At 55.5% G+C, this 20,260-nt stretch carries 20 protein-coding genes; 4 read left to right on the top strand and 16 right to left on the bottom strand.

Annotation, left to right across the window (positions count from 1 at the left end; genetic code table 11):
• Positions 1-20: 20 nt before the first annotated feature.
• Positions 21-779: an energy transducer TonB gene (locus tag RT613_RS07645; protein WP_313614264.1), complete on the top strand. Its 759-nt coding sequence runs from the start codon at positions 21-23 to the stop codon at positions 777-779.
• 18 nt (positions 780-797) lie between these two features.
• Here RT613_RS07645 and RT613_RS07640 read toward each other — a convergent pair whose 3' ends face one another.
• From RT613_RS07640 to RT613_RS07600, 9 genes are all read right to left on the bottom strand, one after another.
• A complete protein-coding gene (locus tag RT613_RS07640) occupies positions 798-1,025 on the bottom strand; it encodes a hypothetical protein (RefSeq protein ID WP_313614262.1) in 228 nt (75 codons plus the stop codon).
• Between the two features lie 190 nt (positions 1,026-1,215).
• Positions 1,216-1,932: an aspartate/glutamate racemase family protein gene (locus tag RT613_RS07635; RefSeq protein WP_313614261.1), complete on the bottom strand. Its 717-nt coding sequence runs from the start codon at positions 1,930-1,932 to the stop codon at positions 1,216-1,218.
• Positions 1,933-1,937: 5 nt separating this feature from the next.
• A complete protein-coding gene (locus tag RT613_RS07630; protein WP_313614260.1) occupies positions 1,938-3,242 on the bottom strand; it encodes a TRAP transporter large permease subunit in 1,305 nt (434 codons plus the stop codon).
• A complete protein-coding gene (locus tag RT613_RS07625; protein WP_313614258.1) occupies positions 3,239-3,808 on the bottom strand; it encodes a TRAP transporter small permease in 570 nt (189 codons plus the stop codon). Before RT613_RS07625 ends, RT613_RS07630 begins: the two co-directional genes overlap by 4 nt.
• A 22-nt stretch (positions 3,809-3,830) precedes the next feature.
• Entirely contained in the window at positions 3,831-4,862 is a 1,032-nt protein-coding gene (locus tag RT613_RS07620) for a TRAP transporter substrate-binding protein (RefSeq protein ID WP_313614256.1), read from the bottom strand.
• Between the two features lie 285 nt (positions 4,863-5,147).
• The gene (locus RT613_RS07615) at positions 5,148-5,990 is read right to left on the bottom strand and encodes a MurR/RpiR family transcriptional regulator (RefSeq protein ID WP_313614254.1); all 843 of its coding nucleotides are present in this window, start codon (positions 5,988-5,990) and stop codon (positions 5,148-5,150) included.
• Positions 5,991-6,168: 178 nt separating this feature from the next.
• On the bottom strand, positions 6,169-7,233 hold the full coding sequence (locus RT613_RS07610; protein ID WP_313614252.1) for a lipocalin-like domain-containing protein: 1,065 nt from the start codon (positions 7,231-7,233) through the stop codon (positions 6,169-6,171).
• Positions 7,223-9,631, bottom strand: coding sequence for an ABC transporter permease (locus tag RT613_RS07605; protein ID WP_313614250.1), 2,409 nt, complete (start codon positions 9,629-9,631; stop codon positions 7,223-7,225). The genes RT613_RS07610 and RT613_RS07605 overlap by 11 nt, the downstream gene beginning before the upstream one ends.
• Positions 9,628-10,287: an ABC transporter ATP-binding protein gene (locus RT613_RS07600; RefSeq protein ID WP_313614248.1), complete on the bottom strand. Its 660-nt coding sequence runs from the start codon at positions 10,285-10,287 to the stop codon at positions 9,628-9,630. Before RT613_RS07600 ends, RT613_RS07605 begins: the two co-directional genes overlap by 4 nt.
• A gap of 233 nt (positions 10,288-10,520) precedes the next feature.
• Here RT613_RS07600 and RT613_RS07595 point away from each other — a divergent pair, with 233 nt between their 5' ends.
• Positions 10,521-11,417 carry a DMT family transporter gene (locus RT613_RS07595; RefSeq protein WP_313614247.1) on the top strand — a complete coding sequence of 299 codons (897 nt, stop codon included), beginning with the start codon at positions 10,521-10,523 and terminating at the stop codon, positions 11,415-11,417.
• 21 nt (positions 11,418-11,438) lie between these two features.
• Here the strand turns inward: RT613_RS07595 and RT613_RS07590 are convergent, their stop codons facing one another.
• From RT613_RS07590 to RT613_RS07560, 7 genes are all read right to left on the bottom strand, one after another.
• Complete coding sequence (locus RT613_RS07590; RefSeq protein WP_313614245.1) at positions 11,439-12,164, bottom strand: copper homeostasis protein CutC; 726 nt, start codon at positions 12,162-12,164, stop codon at positions 11,439-11,441.
• Positions 12,161-13,162 (bottom strand): sn-glycerol-3-phosphate ABC transporter ATP-binding protein UgpC, encoded by a 1,002-nt coding sequence (locus RT613_RS07585; protein ID WP_313614243.1) that lies wholly within the window; start codon positions 13,160-13,162, stop codon positions 12,161-12,163. Before RT613_RS07585 ends, RT613_RS07590 begins: the two co-directional genes overlap by 4 nt.
• A gap of 15 nt (positions 13,163-13,177) precedes the next feature.
• Positions 13,178-14,236, bottom strand: coding sequence for a Gfo/Idh/MocA family oxidoreductase (locus RT613_RS07580; RefSeq protein ID WP_313614241.1), 1,059 nt, complete (start codon positions 14,234-14,236; stop codon positions 13,178-13,180).
• On the bottom strand, positions 14,233-15,072 hold the full coding sequence (locus RT613_RS07575) for a carbohydrate ABC transporter permease (protein WP_313614240.1): 840 nt from the start codon (positions 15,070-15,072) through the stop codon (positions 14,233-14,235). The genes RT613_RS07580 and RT613_RS07575 overlap by 4 nt, the downstream gene beginning before the upstream one ends.
• A gap of 10 nt (positions 15,073-15,082) precedes the next feature.
• Entirely contained in the window at positions 15,083-16,018 is a 936-nt protein-coding gene (locus tag RT613_RS07570; RefSeq protein WP_409558780.1) for a carbohydrate ABC transporter permease, read from the bottom strand.
• Positions 16,019-16,168: 150 nt separating this feature from the next.
• Entirely contained in the window at positions 16,169-17,428 is a 1,260-nt protein-coding gene (locus RT613_RS07565; protein ID WP_313614236.1) for an ABC transporter substrate-binding protein, read from the bottom strand.
• 61 nt (positions 17,429-17,489) lie between these two features.
• Positions 17,490-18,383, bottom strand: coding sequence for an N-acetylmuramic acid 6-phosphate etherase (locus RT613_RS07560; RefSeq protein WP_313614235.1), 894 nt, complete (start codon positions 18,381-18,383; stop codon positions 17,490-17,492).
• Positions 18,384-18,592: 209 nt separating this feature from the next.
• On the opposite strand from RT613_RS07560, the gene RT613_RS07555 reads away from it, so the two are divergent.
• Both RT613_RS07555 and RT613_RS07550 read left to right on the top strand, forming a co-directional pair.
• A complete protein-coding gene (locus tag RT613_RS07555) occupies positions 18,593-19,480 on the top strand; it encodes a BadF/BadG/BcrA/BcrD ATPase family protein (RefSeq protein WP_313614234.1) in 888 nt (295 codons plus the stop codon).
• The gene (locus tag RT613_RS07550; RefSeq protein WP_313614233.1) at positions 19,477-20,241 is read left to right on the top strand and encodes a GntR family transcriptional regulator; all 765 of its coding nucleotides are present in this window, start codon (positions 19,477-19,479) and stop codon (positions 20,239-20,241) included. Before RT613_RS07555 ends, RT613_RS07550 begins: the two co-directional genes overlap by 4 nt.
• Positions 20,242-20,260: the final 19 nt, after the last annotated feature.

The raw sequence follows: 20,260 nt of genomic DNA, 5'->3' as shown, positions 1-20,260 counted from the left end.
CACCTATCTCGGCACTACTGATGTCTGCCGTCGTTCATGCTGGCGCAAGCGGTGCGCTCATCGCCTTCGGCTACAACGTAGACATGCCTGAGGCCGAACCCGAACCGGCTGCCATCACGGTGGAGATCATTCCCGATGCAAGGCCGCGTGACGAAACGCCGACGGAAATACCCAAGGGCGATCCAGAGCCAACACCGGCCGAGGAAACCGTTGCTACGCCGGAAAACATCACTGCACCGCCGGAACCTGTAAAAGAGATTGCCGCATTACCCACCGAACTGGCCCTGCCAGAATCCGTGCCAATGCCGATCCAGCGGCCAAAACCTCAGAAACAAAAGACCGAGAAACCAAGCGAAAAACCCAAGAAAGCAGAACCTAGAGGTATTGAGCGCAAGTCTGCCCCAGACATCACTCTCAGCGATGAAGCAACCGAGATCAGAACCTCGCAAACCTCTGCGCAATATGCATCACTGGGCAGCCAGACCCGCAATGTCAAAGCCGAGCAACGCTGGCTTGGGCAACTGGCCGCACATCTTGAACGACGCAAGAGATACCCACACGCCGCACAATCCCGCCGGTTGGAGGGTGTGGTGCGCGTGCGCTTTCTGGTGTTGTCCGATGGATCTGTCACGGCCACCGAACTGGTCGAACCGTCAGGTGTCAGTGAACTCGACGAAGAGGTATTGAACCTGCTTCAACGTGCCTCGCCAGTTCCCAAGCCCCCGGCTGATGTCAATCCGCTGATAACAGTGCCGGTGAACTTCTCGATCAAGCGCTGAGATCGCGGTGGAGCCATTTTAATGGCTGACCACCATGTCATTCAGCGCCTTGTGCCGCGCCATGGCCTGCTGCAAATCCGGCAAGGTTCTGTATCCTTCACGGAACAGATTGATGCAGATTTCGGCTGCGATACTCACGTCAGGGTCATCCTTGGCAAGAGCATGATGACTGCGCCACGCCTGCAAGGCGTCATCGATAATATTCAGTTCCAAAGGTCCAAATGTAGTTTCGAAAAAAGATGTCATCAGTATTCACTCTCCACAACGCAAAGCGATGTAAGAGACCGAGCAAAGAAATCAAGAATCTGCGCGGAAAACTTTGAATATTCGAAATTTCAATTATTAAACAATGATTTAATCGGCCATCCATCGGCACATGTTGCGCATGGTGATTTGTCTGCGCAAGGTACGAAAGTGCCGAGATTTTCAAGTCACTTTATTTTGAATCGCCACAAACCCGCCTTTCCATGCCCGTTAAAGAGGCAAGACTCTCTGCCATCTTGATGGCCGCCAGAACACCATCAACAACCGGCACGCCGAGCAGTGTTTGCAACTCCATCGCCCTCCCCGTCAAACCGCCTGAACCTAACAACAGGGCTTCGGCACCATCCTCATCAATCGCTTTACGAGCGGCATCCAATATCCGCCGATCCGTGTCTCCATCTTGTGCGGCCGCTGCTGCTACACCAACGCCCGCAGCCCTGACCGTGCATATATCTGCAGCGCCGTAGCGGTTCAGCAGGATCTTGATGCCAGGCACTGCAGAATGCACTGTTGTGATGATCGCAAATCTGCCAGCAAGTGTGCGGGCCGCCGCAATGCCTGCCTCACATGTGCCGACCACAGGCACCGACGCCAGGCGACGCGATTCCATCAAGCCAATGTCATCGAAACATGCAAAGGCATAGGCATGATAATCGTCATCCAGCGTGCTGCGCACCAAATCAATGGCCTGCGGTATGGCTTCCTCACGGTGAGCGGTGGTTTCAATGGAAAACGGCCCGATTTTCGGATTGACGACTGTTATGCTTGTACCCGGCAAAATCAGCTGATCCGCCGCTTGACGGATACGTTCTGTCACGGCTGGATTGGTATTGGGGTTGATAACAAGGAGACGGCGTACAGCCGCCTCCTGAAAGGGAAATTCACGCATCAGCATCATCGCCCCGCCAACATGTCAGGGAGCCACATGACAATGGCCGGAAACACGATCAGCAATATGGTGAAGACCATCATGATAAAGACATATGGCCAGGAACCTTTGACGACATCACTATAGCTGCCGCCATCCGTTCGCACGCCCTGAACCACAAAAAGGTTCATCCCAACCGGCGGCGTGATCAGTGCAGCCTCACACATGATCACGATAAAGATACCGAACCAGATTGGATCGACACCCGCTGCCACAACAACCGGAATGACAATCGGCACCGTCAACACCAGCATCGACATTGCATCCATGAACGTGCCGAGCAGAATGTAAAAGATCAGCAGTACAAACAGCAATGAGAACTGGCTAAGCTCAAAAGATGCGATCCAGGTGGTCAGGGCCTGAGCCGCCCCAGTCATGGAAATCGTGACATTAAGCAATAGAGAGCACACCAGCACGATCATCACCATGCCGCTGGTCTTGGCGGCCTGAATGGAGCACACAATCAGCAGATCAACGGTCAGCCGTCCGTTGAATGCTACGAAAGCCATGGCAATAATCACGCCAATCGCTGCGGATTCAGTTGGTGTCGCCAACCCTCCATAGATCGATCCCATTACCACAGTGAACACCACGAAGGGTGGAATGAGGTGGCGGGAAAGCGCCAGTTTCTGCCGAAGAGGCATATCGACGAGGTCACGTGCTTCCTGTCCAGCCTTGCCATGCGCAAAGAAGATGTAGAGCGAAAAAGACGCTGCCATCAACAGGCCCGGAATGACACCGGCTGCAAACAGCTGCCCGACCGATGTATTGGCGATTGAACCGTAGACCAGCAAATTGACGCTTGGAGGAATGAGAATACCAAGTGTTCCGCCTGCGGCCAGCGAACCGAGCGCCGGTTTTATCGGGTATTTATACTGTTGCAAGGCAGGTAGAGCGATGGTGCCTACCGTCGCTGCGGTTGCCACGGAAGAACCTGAGGTCGCAGAAAACAGCGTGCAGGTGGCAATGTTGGTGTGCAGCAGGCCTCCCGGAAGCCGGGCAAGCCACACCGCCATCGCATCATACATGCGGTCGGCAATACCACCACGCAGCAGCAGTTCGCCAAGCAGCATGAACAATGGAATGGCCAGCATGGAGGGGCTGTTGAGGCTCGACCAGATGACACCGCCCATCATCTCGACCAGCGGCATGCCGTAGAGCATGTAGCCGCCCAATGTACCAACCGCGACAATCGTAACTGCAATTGGAAAACTGAGAAACATCATCAACAGCATGGTCGCAAAGCCGATGGAAACAATCAAAATGCTCATTGGGCCAATCCTTCTCGCTTTTTGAGGTCATCAAGTTCGGCCTGCAGTTCTTCCTGTGCGGAGATTGGTCCGAACTTGTTGTAAAGGACCCGCCAATCGCCCCGGATTAAAAGAACGACGGCTTTGATCGCAATAATGATGGCTGCGACGGGAAAGGTCGCCATTGCGACAAGCCAAATGATTTGCGGATAGATCAAAGGTGTCGCCCAGGGCGTCTGGGCGATCGATTGGTAGGCCTGCGTCTCCAGAACCGTGTCGACAGTGAAGTAGAAAAAATACATCGCGAGGATAGCAAGCGAAAGCGCTGACAGCACATTCAGAAATGCTTGAAACTGTTTCGGAAAAAGCGACGTCAGCTGATTGATGCGGATGTGGGCGTTGTCAGCCAGCGCCACGGTGAACGCAAGCGGAGCGGCAATTGCAATTGCGTAACCGCTGAGTTCATCTATCCCGCCCAGAGAGTAGGAGAAGAACTTGCGCAATATGGTTTCTGCCGCTGTTGCCAGAGACAGTAGGATCATCATGACTCCAAATATGATCCCAAGAATGCGGGCGTAGACGTGCATGGTTCTTCTCCTACGCTGACAATCAGAGGCCGAGGTCCGCGCCGATGGTCTTCTTCCAAACCTCTTCGCAATCGGCAGCCACTGCATTGCATTGCTTGGCCCAGATCGGCAGCGAAACATCGGCGACAGCGGCAGTAACGGTCTTGATATCTGCATCCGAAACCGGCGCCTCAGTCAGCTTGTAGGGCTTACCACGTTCACATGGTGTAACACCGGCATTGCAGCGCATCGCATCCTCATAGAGTTCCTTCGAGAAATCCCAGATATCGGCATTCAATTCGCCAATTGCGGCTGCAAGCTTCTCTTGTTGTTCCGGCGAAAATTTCGCCCAGCTTTTCGTGTTGATGGCATAACCGTTGACGGCAAGCTGCAAGGCAACCGGCAACACGGTGGTTGCGGCTTCCGGCCAGCCGCCCGAATTGGCCGAGGCAGGACCGGTGATGGCGCAATCTACAACACCACGCGCCAGTGATTGCTGAACTTCACCAAACGGCATGGAAATGCCGGTCGCACCGAGCTTGGCAACGAAGTTTGCACCGCTCTGGTCGCCGACACGTACTTTTAAACCTTCAAGATCAGAGAGGCTCTTCACCTCCGGCTTGCAGAAGATAACCTGCGGTCCTGCTGGCCATACACCAAGAAGTTTCGCGTTGAACTTGCTCTCCAGCCGGCTTCCGACATAGCCGCTAAAAGCGTCCATGTGCTTTTTGCCCGCTTCGAAGGATGTATTGAGACCCACGAGATCAAGACCAAGAATCGATGGCTCGTCTCTGCTGACCTGCGGTCCACGCAGCGAAACGATGTCAAACAGGCCAGATTTGAGAACCCGCAGACCATCCGTATCAGGAATGCCGGCAACATCGACCGGCAGATATTCGACCTTGATATCGAGGCCGCTTTTTTCAGCAAGCTTTTGGAAGAACGGTTGTTCTTTTTGCTGTGCGATCAGGCCCGAGCCGGAAGGCTGGCCAAGCACACGCAGAGTAATGGTATCGGCATAGGCCGCACTGGCAGTTGCGATGGCAACAAAGGTAGCGGTAATGACTTTCAACATGCGAGTTCCCCTTGATTGAGTTTGAAAATGACTTGTCTGCTCGTATCAGTCTCATGTTGGGCAGGATGTGAGGAAGTGTCTGGACGATCCCCAGAGCGACACCCCTTACATTTGCCTTTTCACTGCAGCAGGGAATGCAGATTTCATGCCAGTTTACATGAAACTACAGTTTCATATTTAAATACAGATACTTAAGTATTTTTTGACGCCATCACCACCAAGAAACTGGAATTTCTTTCGGATTACAAAATAGCCGACGGTTTCATGCAGTTGCACAAAATAGCTTCAGAGTTCATCCAGCGCTTCGTTTATAGCCTCGATGTTCCGAAGTCGCGTCCGCCCGCTCGCCGCCGCATGTTCAATAGAACGCGTGATGATCAAATGGCAGAGCGCCATCACAGAAACATGGTTGAACAGCGGTCCCGGCGCCAGCGTCTGGCATCTGAAATGCCATTCAGCCGATGCCAGAAAAGGCACCTCTTCGTCCGTGACGAATAGGAGACGCGCGCCAGTCTTACGGATCTGATTGATAAGGGCATCGGTATTGGAAACCCGACGCCGTAATCCAAACAGAATGACGACATCGTCGCTTTTCATGCTCACGACATGCTCGCCCAGAGTTTGCCCGCTGGCCGGTATGGCAACCACCTGCTCGATGACCTGGGTCAGTTGCCACTGCAGATAGGACGCGAAGGGCGCACTGGCTCGAAAACCGATAACCCACACTTTTCGCGCGGAAAGGATCGCGCTGGCGACAGAATTGAGTTGTGTCTCGCCTACACCCAAAAAGGTTGCTTGCAGGTTCTCCACACTCTGCGCGACATGAGCAACGATGGACTGCTCACCCGCAGCATCAGCCGATGTTGTCAGAAACAGTCGAGATCCCGTGGCTTTTTCCGCTCGGGCGTGACGTCGCGCTTCCTCGTAATTTTCATAACCTAGGCGCTGAATGAACCGTGTGACCGTCGCCTTCGAAACATGCGCAAGAGACGCCAGTTCCTGTGCTGAATAACTGGCGAGTTCGCCTGGAAAATCGCAGACGAATTCACCGATGCGACGCTCTGCAGGATGGAGCTGTGGCAAGATCTGCTGCACCCGCGTCAGGAATGACTGTTCTTTAGGACTCACCGCAGCCTCATGAAATTACGATTTCATGAGAAGTGCCTTGTTTCGAGAAAAACCACAAGCGGAGTTGACATTTCACGTGATCATCGATGATCCCAATTTCAATGTCCGGTACGGCTTACGAAACCTGGAACGCGACGATACTTCATCTCAAAACCGTATGCCGCCTTTGCCTCTCCAGTTAATATCCCGTCATTTCGAGATAACCCCGCCCGGAGATACTGCCGTCAAAGGCAATTGGACCTTCCCAATAGGGTGTTGATGTGGCCATCCAGGCCTGATCGTTGAGCGCTTTCGTACGGATATCGAGACCATGGCTTGGTATCCTGACCCGCCATTCCACCGGAATTGTCTTGCCGCCAACATCCGCTGTTCTCAGCGGCTCGAAGAACACGTCGCCATTGGCAAGAGGCATCGTTTTGCCATCTGCATCGATCCACGTCGCCGATGTGTAACCGCCGGCACTGTCACGCAGACGAAAGGCCATGACCTTTTCACCACTGTCCAGATGCAATGAAAACCAGTCCCAACCGGTCTGGTCGGCGCCGAGCGGTTGCGATGACCATTCGCGGTCAAGCCAGGCTTTTCCCGTCACGTCAACCGATTGCCCGTCAAGCTGCACCGTGCCGCGCACCGTGTAAAACGGCTGCGAGTAATAATAGCTCGCCTGCCCCTCCAGAGATTTGACCGAATATCCCTTATCACCCTGTAAAGTCAGCGGACCTGTCGCCTCGAGGGTCAGACTGTAAGAGAAATCACTGCCACTGGCATTGATATCGAGGCGATCAAGCGCATCACCGCCAGATGCGGCACCCTTCATCTGCCAGTCGTCAATCCATGCTTCAAACGGTTGTGATACGGTTCCGGCCTGGCCGACGCCACCTCTGGCGAATCGCTCGGCAACATGGTGGCTGTTCTCGCTGGTCAGTGCGGCATGGCCAATCCATATTTGCGGGTCGGACCACCCAACCCGCATTTCAGGCGTAAGCGCTGAACGAAACAAGGTCCATTGCGCACCCAATATCCGGCCATCCGTCGTCTGAAGGTTGGCGGTGACGTACCACCATTCGATCCGGAAATCGGGATGCGCGGCATGGTCACGCGGGAATTCCAGTGTCGTTCCACGTTGTGGTACGGCAAAGCCATCGGCGTCCGATCCAAGCCCGGCAAAACCCTGCGCCAACACCATGGCCGGAGCTGATATAACAAGCATGAACACGGTAAAAAGCATCGCTTTAACGTTCATTGGCGAATACCTTTAAGAGATCGGCAGGATCGGTCTTTGCAAGTCTGCGCACCGGGATCAAAACGGAAATCAGGGCTGCGCACAGCGCAACGAAACCAAGCATCAGCCAATCGAGCGGAAACAGCATCAACGGCAGCTGCCATCCAAATGCCTCGACATTCACCACCGCCAACAGAACCCAGGCCAGTGCCAGCCCGACCGGCACTGCCGCAACAAAGACTGCCAGCCAGAGCGCCAATGTCCTGATGACCTCCAGCAGGGCAAGGTCACGACGGCGCAAGCCCGTTGCCCAGACCGGAGCCAGTTGCGGCAGGCGCAGTGCAGACAAGGTCAAAAGGCTGGAAAACATCGCAAATCCGGCAACCGCCAGCGTCAGCAGGTTCAGCGCATCGGTCACGGCAAAGGTCTGTTCAAAAATCGCGGTGGATTGCTTTTTCAACGCGGCCTGATCAATCACATTGCTGTCCGGCAAACCGAATTCATCAATCAGTTGCTGCTTTAGCTGCGGCACCAGTTGCGGGTCGAGGCGCAACCCGTAACGAAGCTTAGCCACATCAGGATAGTGCTGACGCAGAGCATCAATTCCAATCATCACCTGGCCGTTTGGATTGCCGTAATCGGAAAACACCCCGACAATTTCCGCGTCCCAATGCCCCGGCAGATCAATCCGATCGCCGAGGCTCAAACCGGCTGCGCGCCAGAGCTGCTCATTGATCAAGGCACCGCGACCGCTGGCAACCTCGTCCCACGTTTTCGGCGAACCCGCGATCAATGGCCAGTGATCTCGGTAGGTCGCATCATCGGCAACACCAACAATCTGCATAGGTCGATCAAGAACCTCGCCTTCCGTACTCCAGATCGGCAGCACTGCTCGTACATGCCCTGGAAGCCACATGCGCAGCCGTTCGGCCTCAACCTCGTCGCGCGCCGTGACATAGATCTCCGCTGCCAAACGCTGGTCGAGCCAACCAAGGAAAGTATGGCGGAAGCTGGCAACCATCGTTCCGACACCAACATTGGCGGAGAGCGCCAACAACAACGCCATCAAGGCCAGGGAAAGGCCCGGCAATTGCTGTCGGGTATCCGCCCAGAACCAGCGGGTCAGCACATGGCGGGACAATCTTTGTCCTGTCGCCATCACCAATGCCAGCAAGCCAGGCAGGATAAGTGCCGCGCCAAGCAGCAACGTGGCAAGCACCACAAAGCCGGCATAAAGGCCGTGACCGAAAGTGGTGAAAATGCCGGCAAGGGACAAAAGAAGCGAACCGGTAATGGCCTGCAGCGTGAGGCTTTTGAAGGATGCCCGCGCCCATGCTCGCTGTTGTGTGGCAGCCAAGATCGGCATTTGCCAGACCTGCCACAGATGCTGGGCTGTTGACAATAAAGTGCCGGCCAATGCCATGGCGAGACCGGCCAGCCACCATTCCGGCCGGATGGAAAGTCCACCGGAAACACTTGCGCCATAAAGCCCGCGCAAGGTAGCTGCAACACCCGGCAAAAGTATCGAAGCCACAACGTAACCCAGCATGACCCCGAGTGCGCCTGAAACAACGGCGAAACATAGGGTCTCAAGCAGCAACATGGCTGTCAAAGACCGCAGTGATACGCCAAGTGATCTCATAGTGCGGAACGTTGCCCGGCGTTGTTCAAAAGACAGGCCGGTTGCCGAATAGACGATGAACAGCCCAACGACGAAGGCAAGAAAACCGAAAGCCGTCAGATTGAGGTGAAAGCTGTCGGTCAACCGTGCAACATCGGGACGTTCTCCCGCATCGCGCAAAACCAGCTCAGGAGCGATGGCCGACAATGCCGTGATGCCCGGCCGCTGGTTTTTGGCAATGACAATACGGCTTAGTTCTCCATTGCGATGAAGCAGACGATCAGCCGTGCCAATATCAACAAAGGCTGCGCCATCGGGAAGATCAGCTGCCGTTTTAACCGCAAGACCTGTTGTGTCGCCAAGACGGGCAGCTGTTGCCGCCGACACGATCAATTCACCCGGCGCACTCATGAATTTGACGAGATCGCTGGCACTCGAAACGGGAACAGCACGCTCCTCAGACGGCATGCTCAATGGATCAATGCCAATCAACCGGATGCGGGTATGGCCGAAGCGATAATTGCCTTCAATAACAGGCGAAACGTTCCAGCCGGAGCGACGCAGCTGGGCATATGTCGCAACCTGAATTCCGCCCCCATCCCGCGAGACAAGCTGGTCGAGTGCATTCTGCTCAAAAATCGCCGCTGCACGCCCGTAATTTGCGCGCGCTTCCGCGTTGATCGCCTGAACGCCGGACCACAGTGCAGTTGCAAGCGCCACACCAAGGACAAGTGTTACACATTGCAATGGCCTGTAACGCCAATGGGACAACAGTGCCCGGAAAGAGATCCAACTCATGGGACGACTTTCCCACCGCTCAAAGTGATACGGCGGTCCAGCTTGTCGGCCAGCCTGTTGGAATGGGTCACCAAAAGAAGCGCTATTTTTGCCGATTTCGTCAGCCTGAGCATGATATCGAGAACAATATCGGCTGTCGCCTCATCCAGATTGCCAGTCGGTTCATCGGCAAGAACAAGCGGTGGTTTTGCCGCAAGCGTCCGGCCGATTGCCACACGCTGCTGCTGCCCGCCTGACAGCTGCTCCGGATAACGTTTGAGCAATTGGCCGATGCCAAGTTCATTGACCAGTTCCGCCTCCCAGGCAGCATCAAACCGACCAGCCAGCCTGGCATGGAAAGAGATGTTGTCGGCCACATCAAGGCTCGGGATCAGATTGAACTGCTGAAAGATGACCCCGACGTCCGTGCGCCGAAAGCTGGCACGACCTGTATCGTCCAGCGCGGTAATGTCACGACCATTCACCAGAATGCTGCCACTGTCTGGTCGGTCCAATCCTCCCGCAAGATGCAACAGCGTGCTTTTTCCGCTGCCTGATTCACCCGTCAACGCCAGGCTTTCACCTTGGGCCAGCCCCAGCGTCACACTTTTGAGAACGGCGATCGGGCCTTCGGCAGATCGGTATGATTTGGTGACATCTGAAAGCGAAAGGATCATGGCAGTCTCACTGTGGCATTCTTCTTATATAGACCGCTCACCGGCGAGTGCACGCATAACCATCATGCCTTGTTTGTTTTGACGCCGTATCCGTCAATTTCGTGCCTTGGCAGCAGGCCTTAATGGCTTTACATGCGCGCCACATCCCTCGCTTTCCGTTGTCGCAGCGCACTTCGATTGGTAACAGATTTGCGATAAGCTGCCGCAATCAACGCATCCTCAAGGCCACCTACATGAACAGCAAAGTCTCAGGCTACATTTATGTCCTGCTCGCAGTCACCATATTCGCCGGACAGGATGCGTTCTCAAAACTGCTCGGAGAAAAATCCCCGCCGATCCTGATCGTGATGATCCGGTTTTGGGCTTTTGCGGTATTTGTCACGATTTTGGCAGCGGCGGCACCGGGCGGGCTTCGGGCGTCGCTTGCCACCAAAAAACCGTTGCTGCAGATCATTCGCGGTATTCTCCTCGTCGTTGAGGTGGTGGTTGTGATCATCTCGTTCACCACCGCTGGCCTTGCGATGACCCAGGCGATCATGCAGTCCACACCATTGATTGTCACCGTTCTGTCCATTCCGCTTTTGGGCGAACAGGTTGGCTGGCGGCGTGGCGTTGCCGTTCTGGTCGGTCTGGTCGGCGTCCTTGTCGTTCTAAACCCGGTCAATGTCGACTTTGATGCCCGCCTGCTTATTCCGCTCGCTGCCAGCGTCATGTACGCCATATACAATGTGGCGACCCGCGCCGTGGGGCATTCCGACAGCCCGACAACCAGTGTTTTCTACGCCGGCGTCATTGGCGCTCTTGTTGCGACAGTGATCGGTCCATTTTACTGGACACCGATTGCCGCGAGCGACTGGCCTGCGATGGCGGCACTCTGCATTTGTGGCGCGGTCAGCCATTATTTCCTGATCAAGGCCTATGGCCTGCTCACCGCCGTTGAAGTACAGCCGCTGACCTATTTCCAGCTTGTTCTCAGCGTCGCCATTGCCACGCTGTTCTTCAACGAAACCATCACGCTCAACATGGTGGCGGGAGCGCTTATCGTTGTGGGTGCTGGGCTGTTCACGGTGTGGCGTGAATATCACCGGGCGAAATTCAAACCACAGTCGACGGATATCATCGGTTCTTGAGGCCGTGGTGGCGACTGGCCACTAACGAGCGGCAAGCCTTCGTTTCATGGCGCGAACGACATCTGCGTCCGTGTGTTTTGTTTTGGAGCCTGAAAATCCAAAAGCAATGATCGCGGGATCCGTGACATCGACTGTCGACGAGCAGGACGAATGCAGCTCCGAAATATCGAGCGACGAAATTATGGTCTCGATCGTCTCGAGATTGACGCCACCGCCGGGCATGATGGAAATGCGCCCTGCTGCAATCTCGATCAGCGTCTTCAGCTCAGACAAACCATCTGAAACGGTCAAGGCGCGGCCTGAGGTCAAAATGCGCTCAAAGCCGCAGGCAATGGCAATCTCAATGGCGTCCTCTGCATCCGGTACAAGATCGAACGCGCGGTGCAGCGTTCGCGGCATGCCCGCGACGGCGTTTGACAACCGCTCAAGCGCTGAACGGTCAAGTCGGCCATCGACAAGATTGGTGCCGAAAACAACGCCAGCCAGGCCGCAGGTCGCGGCAAAACTAATATCGTCTTCCATGACGGCAAGCTCGTCAGCACTGTAGACGAAATCTCCCGCACGCGGCCGGATCATTGCGTAACAGGGCACGGCAGCGCGCGCCGCCAGCGTCATCAGCCCTGCGGAGGGTGTCAGCCCACCAAGGTTAAGTGCACTGCAAAGCTCTATGCGATCGGCTCCGCCGTCGACCGCTGCCTGAAGGCCTGCCACATCATCGACACAGACTTCCAGTGCAATAGCGGTCATCGAATGGCTTTACCGTCTGCGTCAAACCGGTGGGTTGAACCGGTATTCGGCGACGCATACACCACATCGTCAGGCGCATAGGCATGTTCTCCGAACAGTCGTACCGTCAAGAGGCCAACGGTGTCGCTTTCCAGATAGACAATCGTGTCCGCGCCCAAGTGCTCAACGTGAACCACCTTGCCAGACCAAGTGCCGCTTTCGCGAGACAAGGTCATATGCTCAGGCCGGATGCCAAGCGTTTTATAACCGCTCTCGCCCAAACGGGCAGCGTCGATGAAATTCATCTGCGGCGATCCGATAAACCCGGCAACGAATAGGTTGGCAGGGCGATTGAACAGCTCCATCGGTGAACCGACCTGTTCGATGCGCCCGGCATTCAGCACCACGATCTTGTCAGCCAGCGTCATGGCCTCAACCTGATCATGGGTTACATAGATCATTGTCGCCTTGAGGCGTCGATGCAGGCGGGCAATTTCCAGACGGGTCTGGACACGCAGTGCTGCATCGAGATTGGAAAGCGGTTCATCGAACAGAAACAGTGTTGGTTCGCGCACGATGGCGCGACCAATGGCGACGCGTTGGCGCTGACCGCCCGACAATTCTGCAGGCCTGCGTTCCAGATAGGGTTCCAGCGAGAGAAGCGATGAGGCCATGGCGACACGCGACGCAATCTCGTCCTTTGGTGTGCCTGCCTGCTTGAGGCCGAGCCCCATATTGTCCTTCACCGTCAGATGCGGGTAAAGCGCGTAGGACTGAAACACCATGGCAATGCCACGCTTGGCCGGGGGCACTGCGGACACTTCGCGCCCGTCAATGACGATTTCGCCAGAGGTGATATCTTCGAGCCCGGCAATGGTCCGCAGCAGCGTGGACTTGCCGCAACCGGACGGGCCGACGAAAATCACGAATTCTCCGTCCTCCACCTCAAGATCGATACCTTTCAGTACATCGACTGTGCCGAAGGATTTTGCGACGGATTTGAGTGTCAGTTTACCCAAAACAATTCTCCAGATTCAAAGGTCGACCATGCGGCCGGTCCGCACGCTTTCGTCGGCAGCCAGGCAGATGCGCAGGGATTGCACGGCGTCGGTCATATGGCGGTCGAGATCGAGGTCCTCACGGATGGCCTTCAGCACATAGGCCTGCTCCAGATCACAAAGGTCCTGATGGCCCGGCTCACCCGCCATTTGCGAAAACTCATCCGGTGTAACAAAGGTGCCATCCGCATGTGTTTCTGCCCTGTGCAGACGTATGGTCGATGTCTTGGTGTGCGTATCGATATCATCCGACTTTGCATTCGGATCCATGACGATGGACACGCAGCCGTTGGGCGACATCACATCCTTGACGAAAAACGCGGTCTCCGAAATCATCGGTCCCCAACCCGCCTCGTACCAGCCGATCGATCCGTCATCGAACATCACCTGAAGGTGGCCGTAATTATACATGTCAGGCGCAATTTCATTGGAAAGTCGCAGACCCATGCCACGCACCGAAACAGGCTTTGCATCGGTGATCTGGCACATCACATCGACATAATGCACGCCGCAGTCGACAATCGGCGGTGTGGTCTGCATCAACGCCTTATGCGTCGCCCACGTATGTCCCGAGGACTGCTGGTTGAGGTTCATACGGAAAACGTAAGGACCACCAAGGTTACGAGCAAGCGAGATCAGCTTCACCCAGGATGGGTGGTGCCGCAGAATATACCCCACCACCAGCTTGCGGCCGTTTGCACGCGCACAGGCCACAACCCGTTCAGCATCGGCAACCGTGGTTGCCAGCGGTTTTTCCACGAAGACATGTGAACCCGCCTCCATGGCCATTATTGCGAAGGCGGCATGGCTGTCGGAATAGGTATTGATGGAGCAGAGGTCCGGTTTCAGTTCACTCAATGCCTCATCAAAAGACGGCAATATCTCGTGTCCTGCCAACGCAGCCGGCAGTTCCGGTTTCGAGCGATTGACCAAGCCAACAATCTCAAATCCCGGATTGGCTGCATAGGCCAAGGCATGGCTCAAGCCCATATTGCCGAGGCCGGCGACGAGAACCCTGAGGGGCTGCGCACTCATTTCACTGCTCCTGCCGTAATGCCGCGGATCAACTGCCGCGAGAAGATCATGTAAAGGATAAGGACCGGCGCAATTGCCAGCGACAAAGCGGCCAGCACGGCATTCCAGTTCGTCACGAATTGGCCAATGAAGATCTGTGCGCCGAGTGTGATCGTTTTCGTGGCTTCACTTGGTGCCAGGATCAGTGGGAACCAAAGGTCATTCCAGATCGGGATCATGGTGAACACGGCAACGGTTGCCATGGCCGGCCGGATCAGCGGCAAGACAAGGCGGAAAAAGATGCGGTATTCCGACAGACCGTCAATGCGCCCGGCATTTTTTAGATCGTCGGACACGGTGCGCATGAATTCCGACAGAATGAAGATGGAAAGCGGCAGACCTTGCGCGGTGTAAACAAGAACAAGCGCAGTTTTGGTGTTGACCAGACCGGTCGCCACCATGCCCTGCAGAATTCCGATCGTACCAAGCCGGATCGGGATCATGATGCCGAGCGCCATATAGAGACCGAGCAGGGTGTTGCCACGGAACCGGTATTCCGAAAGGGCAAAGGCTGCCATGGCACCAAACAACAGCACCAGACCAATCGAGCCGACGGTCACGATCAGCGAGTTCTGCATGTAGTGAACGAAATCGCCCTGCCCCAACACCGTGGTGTAACCGACGAGATCGAAAGTCGATGGGCTCGGTGGCTGCATGGGATCTCTAAAGATCGCATTGCGCGACTTGAACGAATTCATGATCGTCAACACTACCGGAAACAGTGAAATGGCGGTGTAGGCGAGAAGGATGGCATGGGCTGATGCGGTTCGGGCAAAGGAAGAGCGTGCTTTCGACATTCTTTTCTCCCTAGAACTGATAGCGGCGCATGCGGCGCTGGATGGCGAAAAGATAGAAGCTGACGCCCGCCAAGATAATGAGGAACATCACCGTTGCGATTGTTGCACCCATCGAGCGGTCACCAAGCTGAAGCTGGAAACCGAAGAAGGTGCGATAAAGCAGCGTTCCCAGAATATCGGTCGAGCCATCCGGGCCGGCAAGTGCCCCTTGCACCGTGTAGATAAGGTCGAAGGCATTGAAGTTGCCAACAAATGTCAGGATCGAAATGATCCCGATAGCAGGCAGGATCAGTGGCAGCTTGATCTTCCAGAACTGGCTCCAGCCGGTAATTCCATCCATTTCGGCAGCTTCGATCACTTCGTCAGGAATGTTGAGAAGTGCCGCATAAATCAGCATCATCGGAATGCCGACATATTGCCAGACCGAAATCAGCGAAACGGCAATCAGCGCCGAATTCGGGCGACCAAGCCAGGGAGCAAACAGGCTTTTCATATAGACCATGTCGAGCAGCATCGGCGCGATGCCCCAAAGCGGCGACAGGATCAATTTCCAGATGAAACCGACGATCACGAAGGACAGTAGCGTCGGCAGGAAAATCGCGGTGCGGTAAACGGCCGCGAAACGCAGCTTGGGAATGGACAACAAGGCCGCAAGTGCGATGCCAATCGGGTTCTGGACCAGCATGTGAATGATGAAAAATACCGTGTTGTTTTTCAGCGCATTCCAGAAACTGTCAGACCAGCGGGCCTCACCGAACAGTGTTTTGAAATTCTGCAACCCGACAAAAACCCTCTGCCCGTCAACCTCCGTGAAGAAGGAGACCCAGAGTGTGCTGCCAAGAGGAATGATCATGACGGCCGTATAGACAAGAAACGCTGGCAGCATGAACAGCAAGATATGCCAGCGCACGGGTCGCCGTGTCGGTCTTTGATCGATTGAAGTCATGTCGGCGCTCATTGGACCAGCCCGGCTTGCATGAAGAAAATGGATCACGGCATCGTGCCATGCAACGATACAGCATCAAATCCATAGCGGTAGTGCTTATTGGCAATGCCCGAGGCGTCAATTTTACGCCCCGGGCAAAGGCTGAGAACCTTACTTAGCTGGCTTGTGCCAGCTATCGAGACCCTTCTGCAGCTTTTCGGCGGCGGCAGCAGGTGTCGACGTGCCATTGATCACATTGGCCGATTCAACCCAGGTTTCATTTTCCAGATTCGGTGTGCCACGCGACAGGATCTGGTAGGTCGAACGGATGGTCGGCTTGCATGTTTCACGCCAGGACACGAATTCCTGAGCGAGCGGATCAGCCATTTTGACTGCGGTCTTGTTCAGGCTGAAGAAACCTGGCAGCGCGTTGGCGTAAAGATCGGCAAATTCAGGTGAAGCAACCCATTCAAGGAACTTCGCGGCTTCCGCAGCATGGGCGGATTTTGCATTGAGACCAATGCCGATATCCGTATGGTCGGAAATGTAGCAGGTATCACCAGCCTTTTCGACTGGCGGCGGGAACGCGCCCATCTTGAACTGTGCCTGCGTGTTGAAGCCGGAGATTTCCCATGAACCAGCCGGATAGATGGCTGCACGGCCAAGCGTGAACATGTTCTGGCTGTCAGGATAGGTCTGGGCCTCGAAACCGTCGCCGAGGTAATCCTTCCACTTGGCCAGTTCTTCAAAAGGCTTCACCCAGTCGGCATCGGTCAGCTTCTGTTCGCCCTTGATCAGCGCCAGACGGCCTTCCTCACCCTTCCAGTAGTTTGGACCAATGTTCTGGTAGCCCATGGTTGCGGCTTCCCACAGGTCCTTGGTGCCCATTGCCATCGGCACATAGGTGCCATCAGCCTTGATCTTGTCGAGCGCGGCAAAGAATTCAGCCTGCGTCTTTGGCACTTCGATCTTCAGCTCGTCGAAGGCATCCTTGTTGTAGATGAAGCCGTGAATAACAGATGCCATTGGCACACAGAAGGTCTGGCTGCCATCATCGGTCGTCCATGCGGCCTTGGCGACGTCGGAGAAATTCTCCATGCCGGCATTTTTGGTCAGGTCGGCAAGATACCCCTTCTTGAACAGTTCAAGCGAAGCATCAAACGGGCGGCAGGTAATGAGATCACCGGCAGAGCCAGATTCCAGCTTGGCATTCAGCGCAGCATTGTACTCCGTCGGAGCCATCGGCTGGAACACCACCTTGATACCGGGGTTCTTGGCCTCGAATGCCGGAATGAACTTGTCCTTCCAGATCGCAAGATCGTCATTGCGCCAGCTTTCGATGGTCAATGTCACGTCCTGCGCAGAAGCAATATTGGCATAACCAAGCAGGCTTGCGCCAACCAGCAAGGCCTTGGTGATAGTACGGGTCATCCTTCGTTCTCCCTCTTGATGTGACGCTGTTGTCGCGTACAGCAACTATAATTGTTCCGCTCTACCCGCCGATCAGTGCCAGCGCGCGGCGGACATTCTGTCCGCTTTGTGCAAGCATATCCTCGGCTGATTTCTTGTCTCCCGCCCCTTTGGCGAGCAGGATTGCAACCTTGACCGAGCCGGACGCCCTTTCCACCAAACGTCCTGCCTCTTCCGTCTCAACGCCCGTGATCCCAGCAACGATACGTGCTGCACGCGCGACAAGTTTTTTGTTATCGGCCCGCAAATTGACCATGTAACCGTCATGCACATGACCAAGCCGGATCGCCATCAATGTCGAAAACATGTTGAGTGCGATCTTCTGCGCCGTTCCAGCGCCCATTCGCGTCGAACCGGACACGAATTCCGGCGGCGTATTCAGAAGAACAGCCACGTCGCTGATTGCAAAAAGCTTTGCCGAGGCATTGTTGGCAATGCCCACGACACGCGCCCCTTTTTCCCGAGCCACCTCCGCGACGGCCAAAGCATAGGGTGTCGAGCCACTGGCCGAAATGATGACGACGCAGTCCCCCGCTGTGATCACAGCCTCCGCATCGACACGCCCCTGCTGCACATCATCCTCAGGCCCACCAGGCATTTCGGTCATATTTGCCGTACCGCCCGCAAACAATATGGCGATCTGCCGGCGCTCTATGCCGAACGTGCCGGGCAACTCCAATGCGTCGGCCATTGCCATCAGGCCGGAACTTCCTGCTCCGGCATAAACGAGCTTATGACCGGATGAAACGGCATGCGTGGCCAGCGCAGAGGCCGCGGCAATATCGTCCCGCGCAGCATCTACAGCACGTGCTGCTTCCTGCTGACCTCCGCTCAAAAGGGCAAGCACGTCGCCAGACACCATGGTGTCCAGGCCCCTCGCCCTGTCTTGCAAACCCTCTGTTCCGCCTGCGCTCATCAATCAAACTCCCAACGAACAGATTTAATGCCAAAAAAATACCACTTGTCCAGCGTCTTTTAATTTTTCTTTTACATCCGACACCTTCCACCGTTAAGAAACAGCGATAATTGTCTAAAACCACTGCATTTTTAGGAAAAAAATAAAATATCGCCTTACCCACTTGGAAATTGGTATTTTTTTGGTATCGTTAATTGAGGAGACAGTTCATGCATCGATATCTCGTGGGAGTCGACGGCGGCGGCACGAGTTGCCGGGCGGCGGTCGCAGACACAAGCGGCAGAATTCTTGGGCGCGGCAAGAGCGGCGCATCCAACATCATGACTGCGCCCGACATTGCCATACAAAACATAACGGCAGCGGCACAGGCAGCATTCATTGATGCTGGCCTCGGGCCTGAACGTATCACAGACGCCTGCGCATATCTCGGCCTTGCCGGCAACAATGTCGAAAACACCGTTGCCTACGTGCTGCCACGCCTGCCGTTTCAACACGCGATCATTGAATCGGACGGGCTGATTGCGCTGCAGGGTGCCTTGGGCGACGGCGATGGTGCAGTCGCCATTCTTGGCACCGGAACAATCTACATCACACGCATTGGCACCGAGGTGCGTTATGTCGGTGGCTGGGGTTATTATCTCGGCGACCTGGGAAGCGGCGGTCGCCTGGGACAGATGGCCCTGCAAGAAGCATTGCTTGCCTATGACGGCATATCGGCTGAAACGGCAATGACCCGGGCGCTGATGGACGAATTCGCCAATGATCCACGCAAGATGGTCGCCTTTTCACAAAGCGCCATACCGGGAGACTTTGGCCAATACGCACCAAAGGTTTTCCAGTTCGCAGCGCAGGGTGACAAGGCGGCCAACTCCATTCTCGGTCAATCCGTAGGCTTTATTGATCTGGCACTTGACCGCGTAGCAGAAATCACCGATGGCGGCAGGCTCTGCCTGCTTGGTGGGTTGTCGGCGCTCTATGCACCACATCTTGCCGAACGGCACCGTCAACGGCTGGTTCAACCAGCTGAAGACGCGCTGTGCGGTGCAATTTCGCTCGCCAAAGACGCCTTCCTGAAACAATCGGAGAAGACCGCATGACCCTGGCTCTGTCGGACTTATTGTCTCCCGATGACTTGCAGGCAAGCGGCACAGGCCCGCTTTACATGAAACTGCGCCAGTCGCTGGAAAACGCAATCCTGTCCGGCAAACTAACCCATGGGCAGGCCCTTCCACCTGAACGCGATCTGGCAGAATTTGCCAATGTCAGCCGGGTGACCGTGCGCAAGGCCGTGGACGATCTGGTCAAAGACGGTCTTTTGACCCGCAAACATGGTTCGGGAACCTTCGTTATGCGGCCGGTTTCCCGGCTGCAGCAGCCTTTGTCTCAACTGACCTCGTTTACCGAAGACATGGCGCGGCGCGGGTATGTGACGCGCTCGGAGTGGCTGGGTCGCGGCCTGTTCGCCCCATCGCCAGATGAAATGATGATGCTGGGCCTCAAGGTCGGCATGATGGTTGCGCGTCTGGAGCGCCTGCGCATTGCCAACGAATTGCCACTTGCCATTGAACGCGCAAGCCTAGCCTCGGACATATTGCCCGAACCGAAGACGATAGACACATCGCTTTACGCCGAACTTCGCCGCACGGGCTACAGCCCGGTACGCGCTGTGCAACGCATTTCCGCCTGCAATGTGACGCGCGAGGACGCAGCCCTGCTAGAAGTCCCCGAAGGTTCAGCCGGCCTTGCGATCGAGCGCATATCATATCTCGATTCCGGCCGGGTGGTGGAGTTGACCCGCTCGCTTTACCGCGGCGACGCCTATGATTTCGTAGCAGAAATGACACTGACAGACGGTTGAATTGCCCGTCAACGCGACA

The sequence above is a fragment of the Agrobacterium sp. genome, from assembly GCF_032092815.1.
In the GTDB taxonomy this organism is placed as follows: Bacteria; Pseudomonadota; Alphaproteobacteria; order Rhizobiales; family Rhizobiaceae; genus Agrobacterium.
This window is presented reverse-complemented; position numbering and strand designations above follow the sequence as displayed.